This is a genomic window from Curtobacterium sp. 'Ferrero', from assembly GCF_002412165.1.
In the GTDB taxonomy this organism is placed as follows: domain Bacteria; phylum Actinomycetota; class Actinomycetes; order Actinomycetales; family Microbacteriaceae; genus Curtobacterium.
Genome location: NZ_NXIA01000043.1, coordinates 1 through 5378 on the forward strand (window position 1 = coordinate 1; position 5378 = coordinate 5378).

At 73.7% G+C, this 5378-nt stretch carries 5 protein-coding genes and 1 pseudogene; 2 read left to right on the forward strand and 4 right to left on the reverse strand.

The annotated features are described in order from the left end of the window. A pseudogene (locus Csp2054_RS18345) lies at nucleotides 1-183 on the forward strand (hypothetical protein); the annotation flags it as partial. Between the two features lie 91 nt (nucleotides 184-274). Here Csp2054_RS18345 and Csp2054_RS17505 read toward each other — a convergent pair. The 3 genes from Csp2054_RS17505 to Csp2054_RS17515 are packed head-to-tail and all read right to left on the reverse strand — an operon-like array spanning nucleotide 275 to nucleotide 3468. After that, a complete protein-coding gene (locus Csp2054_RS17505) occupies nucleotides 275-1447 on the reverse strand; it encodes a GAF domain-containing protein (RefSeq protein WP_096900833.1) in 1173 nt (390 codons plus the stop codon). Nucleotides 1448-1498: 51 nt separating this feature from the next. Beyond that, nucleotides 1499-1927: a DUF779 domain-containing protein gene (locus Csp2054_RS17510; RefSeq protein WP_096900834.1), complete on the reverse strand. Its 429-nt coding sequence runs from the start codon at nucleotides 1925-1927 to the stop codon at nucleotides 1499-1501. Then, the gene (locus Csp2054_RS17515; protein WP_096900835.1) at nucleotides 1927-3468 is read right to left on the reverse strand and encodes an aldehyde dehydrogenase family protein; all 1542 of its coding nucleotides are present in this window, start codon (nucleotides 3466-3468) and stop codon (nucleotides 1927-1929) included. The genes Csp2054_RS17510 and Csp2054_RS17515 overlap by 1 nt, the downstream gene beginning before the upstream one ends. A 152-nt stretch (nucleotides 3469-3620) precedes the next feature. Between Csp2054_RS17515 and Csp2054_RS17520 the strand changes: the two genes are divergently transcribed. Next, on the forward strand, nucleotides 3621-4160 hold the full coding sequence (locus Csp2054_RS17520) for an HdeD family acid-resistance protein (protein WP_176491778.1): 540 nt from the start codon (nucleotides 3621-3623) through the stop codon (nucleotides 4158-4160). Between the two features lie 22 nt (nucleotides 4161-4182). On the opposite strand, the gene Csp2054_RS17525 is transcribed toward Csp2054_RS17520, so the two are convergent. Further along, nucleotides 4183-5292 carry a VIT1/CCC1 transporter family protein gene (locus Csp2054_RS17525; protein ID WP_096900837.1) on the reverse strand — a complete coding sequence of 370 codons (1110 nt, stop codon included), beginning with the start codon at nucleotides 5290-5292 and terminating at the stop codon, nucleotides 4183-4185. Nucleotides 5293-5378: the final 86 nt, after the last annotated feature.

Sequence of the window (5378 nt, forward strand, 5' to 3'; positions counted from 1 at the left end):
CCGAAGGACGGCAAGGCACCCACCCCGCCGAAGGACGGCAAGGCACCCACCCCGCCGAAGGACGGCAAGGCACCCACCCCGCCGAAGGACGGCACGGCACCCACCCCGCCGAAGGACGGCAAGCAGGCAGACGGCACGGCTCCGACGCCGCCCGCGACGACGGCCCCGACCAGCGGGTCCTGAGCGGCGCACCCGTGCACGCACCCGGTGCGGGAGGCGCGTCCCGTCGGCCGACCGGTCGACGTGGGTCGTGCCTCCCGTCCGGCCGCGCCCGTCAGGGCCGCTCGATCGCCTCGATGGCCGCGACCAGTCCCGCCCGTCGCGGCGACCTCCGCGGCAGCGACGCGAGCACGGCACGGAGCACCTGCTCGTCGGCTGCGCCGTCCGGCGTGCGCGCCCACGCCTGCAGCGCGTCCGCGCCGCCGTCCTGCAGCATCGCCTCGCGGAAGCGGACGCGCACACGGTCGCGCAGGTCGTCGACGCCCGGCGACACCGAGCCGGGCAGGACCGGACCGGTGTAGCGGTCGACGGCCTGGAGGCGCGCCCCGCGGTCGAGCGCGGACAGCACGTGCTCGACGTCGGTGCGCACACCGCGGAGGCGGTACGGTCGCGACTCGAGGGTCGCGGCCGGAGCGTGCACCGCGAGCACACGGCGGAGCCGCACCACCTCCGCGCGCAGCGTCGTGACCGCGCGGACGTCGCCGTAGACGGCGACGGCGAGGTCGGCGGCGGCGAGGCCGCCCGGGTTCGCCGCGAGGACGGCGAGGATCTCCGAGTGGCGCTCGGACAGCGCCAGGGACCCCCGACCGGTCCGCAACGTGGCGGTGTCCGAGCCGAGGAGCGTCAGCTCGACCGACTCGGTCACCGTCGGCCGTGCGGTCGCCGCGCGGAGCGTCGCGAGGGTGAGCTCGGCCTCCGCCGCTGCGGCGGTCGCGGTCAGGAGCGGCAGCGTGTGCCGCTCCACCGCGCGGTCGTCGCCCGTGATGTCGAGTGCGCCGACGAGCGCGCCCGATGCGTCGCGGAGCGGGACCGCCGTGCACGAGAAGCGCTTCACGGCCGTGGCGTAGTGCTCCTCGGCGTGGATCTGGACCGGTCGGCCGAGCCGGAGTGCGGTGCCGGGTGCGCTCGTCCCCGCGCGGTCCTCGGCCCAGTCGGCGCCCGCGACGAAGCCCATGCCCTCCGCCGCGCGCCGCGCAGACCGGGCACCGTCGACCCAGACCAGCCGGCCGGTGGCGTCGGCGAGGGCGACCACGCACCCCGCCGACCGGACGTCGTCGAGGAGGAGTCGCCGGACGACCGGCAGCGCCGTGCCGAGCGGTCCGGCGCGCCGCATCGCGTCGAGTTCGTCGTCGTCGACCGCGGGCTCCGGGACGACGTCGGGGTCGACCCGGGCCGACCGCCGCCAGGACGCGGCGACGAGCGGGCGGAGGCCGGACGGAGTGTGCACGGTGCCTCCTGTCCGGGTCCCCGCCGCGTCGTCGCGGTCGGTGCCGTCAGCCTACGTCCGACCCGCGGACGGGACCAGGCCCAGGTCGGCCAGCTCGGCGTCGTCGAACATGCGCGAGCGGGTCAGGAACCGCTTGCCCTCCGGCACCTCGAGGGAGAAGCCCGCACCACGGCCGTCGACGACGTCGATGGTGAGGTGCGTGTACTTCCAGTACTCGAACTGCGACCGCGACATGTACACCTCGACCGGGTCGATGCCGTCGACCTCGAGCGCGCCCAGCAGCACGTCGCCGGGCCCCGTGCGGAACATCCCCACCGGGTAGCACATCGGGCTCGAGCCGTCGCAACAGCCGCCCGACTGGTGGAACATCAGCGGGCCGTGCCGGGCGGCGAGGGAGCGCAAGAGCTCCCCCGCCGCCGGCGTGACCGCCACCCGGGCAGTGGTGGGGCCGGGTGCCGCCGCGCCCTCGGTGGGCGGCATCAGAAGAAGCCCATCGGACCCTCGGCGTACGACACCAGCAGGTTCTTCGTCTGCTGGTAGTGCTCGAGCATCATCTTGTGGTTCTCCCGGCCGATGCCGGACTGCTTGTACCCGCCGAACGCCGCACCCGCCGGGTACTGGTGGTAGGTGTTCGACCAGACACGCCCGGCCTGGATGTCCCGGCCGGCGCGGTACAGCGTCGTCGCCTCACGGCTCCAGACCCCCGCGCCCAGGCCGTACAGGGTGTCGTTGGCGATCCGGATCGCGTCGTCGTACCCGCTGAAGGACGTCAGCGCGAGCACCGGGCCGAAGATCTCCTCCTGGAAGATCCGCATCGAGTTGTCGCCCTCGAAGACCGTCGGCGTGACGTAGTAGCCGCCCGAGAGGTCGCCGCCGAGGTCGGCGCGCTCGCCGCCGGTGAGCAGCTTCGCGCCCTCCTGCTTGCCGATGTCGATGTAGCTCAGGATCTTCTCGAGCTGGTCGTTCGACGCCTGCGCGCCGATCATCGTGGACAGGTCGAGCGGGTGGCCCTGTTTGACCGCCTTGACGCGATCGAGTCCGTCGGCGACGAAGCCGTCGTAGATCTCCCGTGCGACGAGTGCTCGCGACGGGCACGTGCAGACCTCGCCCTGGTTGAGGTTGAAGAACGCGAAGCCCTCGAGCGCCTTGTCGTAGAACGCGTCGTGCTCCTGCGCGACGTCCGCGAAGAACACGTTCGGGCTCTTGCCGCCGAGCTCCAGCGTGACCGGGATGAGGTTCTGCGACGCGTACTGCATGATGAGCCGCCCGGTCGTGGTCTCGCCCGTGAAGGCGACCTTGCGGACGTCCGGGTGCTGGGCGAGCGGCGCGCCGACCTCGAACCCGAAGCCGTTCACGACGTTCACGACGCCGGCGGGCAGGAGGTCGCGGACGAGCTCGAGCAGCACGTGGATCGACGCGGGTGTCTGCTCGGCCGGCTTCAGGACCACGCAGTTGCCGGCTGCGAGGGCCGGCGCGAGCTTCCACACCGCCATGAGGATCGGGAAGTTCCACGGGATGATCTGCGCGACGACGCCGAGCGGCTCGTGGAAGTGGTAGGCGACGGTGTCGTGGTCGATCTCGCCCGTCGACCCCTCCTGCGCACGGATGGCCCCGGCGAAGTAGCGGAAGTGGTCGATCGCGAGCGGGATGTCCGCGCCGATGGTCTCGCGGATCGGCTTGCCGTTCTCCCACGTCTCGGCGACCGCGAGCATCTCGAGGTTCTCCTCCATGCGGTCGGCGATCTTGTTGAGGATGCCCGCCCGCTCGGCGACGCTCGTGCGGCCCCAGGCCGGGAACGCCTTCCACGCCGCTTCGACCGCCCGGTCGACGTCGGCCGAGTCGCCGCGGGCGACCTCGGTGAAGACCCGCCCGGTGACCGGGGTCGGGTTCTCGAAGTACTGCCCGCTCGACGGCGGCACGTACTCCCCGCCGATGAAGTGGTCGTACCGGGAGCGGAACGACACGAGCGCGCCCTCCTCGCCGGGTGCGGCGTAGGTGGTGGGCGATGGTGCGATGGTCATGGTGGTGCCCTTTCGACGACGCTGTCGGGGCGCACGGTCGGCGCCTGTTCGGCACGGTACGACGTCGGGGGTTGCATCCGGTTGCACGGACACGCCGCCGGGCTGCGCGGTAGCGTCGGTGTCCGAGCCGCATCGACCAGGGAAGGGTGCTCGTGGACTCTCGCGCCGTCCGGACGTTCCGCGTCTTCGTCGTCACCACCGCCGTCGTCGCGATCGGCCTCGGGATCGTCGCCGTCGTGTGGCCCCGACCGTCGCTCGTGCTCGTCGCGCTGCTCTTCGGCGTGTACCTCGTCGTCGCCGGGGCGCTCCGCGTGGTCGCGGCGGTGCGGGGGCACGGGACGGCGCCGGTGTGGCGCTGGACCTCGGGTGTCGTCGGCGTCCTGGTGGGGCTCGCCGGACTGCTGTGCCTGCTCGACCCCGCCGTCCCGCTCGTCGTGTTGGCGGTGATCGCGGGCATCGGGTTCGTGGTCGAGGGCGTCGTGTCGATCATCGGCGCCACCGTCGGGCACCCCGGGTCGTCGCGTGTGCCGACCGCGGTGAGCGGGGTCCTGTCGATCCTCGGCGGGGTCGCGGTCCTGCTCGCGCCCGGACTGGCACTGACCGTGTTCGTGGTGTTCGCCGGCATCGCGCTGGTCGTCGTGGGCGCGGCCGCGCTGCTGCTCCTGCCGCCACGGGCCGCGGTCCGCCGGTGACGCCGACGCGCCGGGCGACCGGTCAGGCGGCACCGGTCCCGAACAGCAGCCCGAGTCCGTAGGTGACCACGGCGGCACCGAACCCGATCGCGAGCTGCCGCAGCGCCCGACGGAGCGGGGACGCGCCACTGAGCACACCGACCACGGCACCGGTGCCGAGGAGCGCGATGCCGACGAGCACGCCGGCGAGCCCGATCGCCGGCCAGCCCTCGAGCCCGAACGCGTAGGGCAGGATCGGGATCACCGCCCCGGACGCGAAGAAGCAGAAGCTCGACACCGCAGCGCTCATGCCGTTGCCGACCGCCTCGTGGTCGTCGCGCGTCGGCGCACCAGGGTCCCCGGTCGTGCCGAGCCCGGCGAGCACCTCGGCGGCGTGTCGTTCGGCGGCGGCCTCGTCCATGCCGCGCGCTCGGTAGACGAGGGCGAGCTCGTTGGCGTCGACGTCGAGGTCGGCCACGGCGCGCCCGGCCTCCGGGTGCGGCGCCGACGCCTCGAGCAGTTCGCGCTGCGACCGCACCGAGACGTACTCCCCCGCACCCATCGACAGCGCGCCCGCCAGCAGCCCCGCGATGCCGCTGAGCAGGACGAAGTGCCGGTCCGCTCCCGAGGCGCTGATGCCGATGATGAGGGCGAGGTTCGACACGAGTCCGTCGTTCGCGCCGAACACCGCCGCGCGGAACGTGCCCGACAGCCGCATGCGACCGCGGTTCGCGAGGCCGCGCACCACCTCGCCGTGGATGCGCTCGTCGGCGGCCATCCGCGCCGTCGCGTCGACGTCGTCGGCGTACGGTGATCGGTCCTCCGAGCGCTGCATGAGCGCGAGGACGAACACCGAGCCGAAGCGCTTCGCCAGCGACGCGAGGATGCGCGTCCGCACGCTGCCCCGCCGCTTCCGCCCGGCGTCCGCACCGAGCAGGTCGAGCCAGTGCTGCGCGTGGCGGCCCTCCGCCTCGGCCAGGGCCGCGAGGATCTCACGCTCCTCGCCCGTCCGCCGCGCCGCCAGGTTGCGGTACACCGCGGCCTCGGCCCGTTCGTCCGCGAGGTAGCGCTGCCACCGGCGTACGTCGGCAGCGGTGGGCGCGGTCGCGTCGTTCGGTGGCACGGTGTCGTCCTGGAGGCTCACACCCGCCATCCTGCCCGCTCGCCCGGCCGTCGGGTCACCCGGGTGCGGGGCGCGGCGGTCGGGCTGCGGTCCCGCCGCGGTCCCGCGCGCCGTGC